The following is a 1,265-nucleotide window of genomic DNA, read 5'->3' on the forward strand; positions in this document are numbered from 1 at the left end:
TAAAAGACTTGTTAGAAATTGTGAAGTATTGGCTAGCGGCGTTTGCGCTAATTTGCCTTTGTGTGGGGCTTGTGCTAGCCCCTGATTTAGTGTTAAAGCATTTTAATATTGACTTGGGCTTTTCTCTGAAATGGGCAAGTGGCGTGGCTTTGGCTTAGCCCTTATTTGTTTTTACCAAAAAGAGGCAAAAAAGCCCCTAAATGCCAAACAAGAGCAAGAAAATCTAAAGGAGAAGCAAAATGAGCAAAATTGAGTGGTGCGATAAGACTTGGAATGTAATAACAGGCTGTAGCGGTATAAGTGAAGCGTGCAGAAATTGCTATGCGCGCACAATGCATAAAAGACTACACGAAATGTATAAGAAAAATCCAACTCAAAAAGGCGTGCAAAAGTATAGCCAGCCTTTTGATAAAGTCGTTTTTCACGAGGATATGTTAGATGAGATACTAGACACAAAGAAATATCCCAGCGGAAGCAGAATCTTTGTCAATTCTATGAGTGATACTTTTCATTTATTTGTAGAACATGAGTGTCAGTCAAAAATATTTAACGCAATCAAAAATCGCCCAGATTGTGATTTTTTATTTCTAACAAAACGCGTATGGAGAATGTTTGATATGTGTCTAGGACTAGGGAGTATGTTTGAGGGGATGTTAAAACCATATCCACAAAATATACTCTTTGGCGCAACTATTGAAAATCAAGAGCAAGTAAAAAGAATAACGCCTTTAATTCAAATTAAAAAAGTAAAAAAAAGCAAAATCTTTATCTCTTGCGAGCCACTACTAAGCGAGCTTCATTTTGGCGAGGATTTAAAGCATATCGATTGGGTTATCGTAGGTGGTGAAAAAATCCCAAACGCACCAAAACGCGCACGCCCTATGAAAAAAGAATGGGTAGAGAAACTTTATAGCGACTGCAGAAAAGCAGGTGTGCCATTTTTCTTTAAGCAGTGGGGGAATGCACCGCGTGAGAGTAAGAGCCTTTGCGAGTTTGAAACTTGCAAGGAATTCTACAAGGGTGGCGCGAAATGAAAAAGCTGTTATTTGTGATTTTTTATTTGCTTGCGCTTGCGCTTATTGTGTTGAGAGCTTAAAACAAAACTAAAGGAGAGACAATGAAACTAATCGAGTTTGATTTTAGGGTGTGGAATGGTGAAAAGTTCATCGAGCCTTTTATGAGCGAGGGAATATGAAGCGATTTATAATTGATGTGGGCGTGGTATTTGGCGTTGTATTGTCTTTGCGCGCGATTTTGGGCGCAGT

The 1,265-nt window shown here is 38.9% G+C and carries 1 protein-coding gene; it reads left to right on the plus strand.

What is annotated here, in order from left to right; translation table 11 throughout:
- Nucleotides 1-239 precede the first annotated feature (239 nt).
- On the plus strand, nt 240-1,034 hold the full coding sequence (locus CQA49_RS09745) for a DUF5131 family protein (RefSeq protein WP_115575749.1): 795 nt from the start codon (nt 240-242) through the stop codon (nt 1,032-1,034).
- The last annotated feature ends 231 nt before the right edge of the window (nt 1,035-1,265 follow it).

The sequence above is a fragment of the Helicobacter sp. MIT 00-7814 genome (assembly GCF_003364115.1).
Lineage (GTDB): Bacteria > Campylobacterota > Campylobacteria > Campylobacterales > Helicobacteraceae > Helicobacter_F.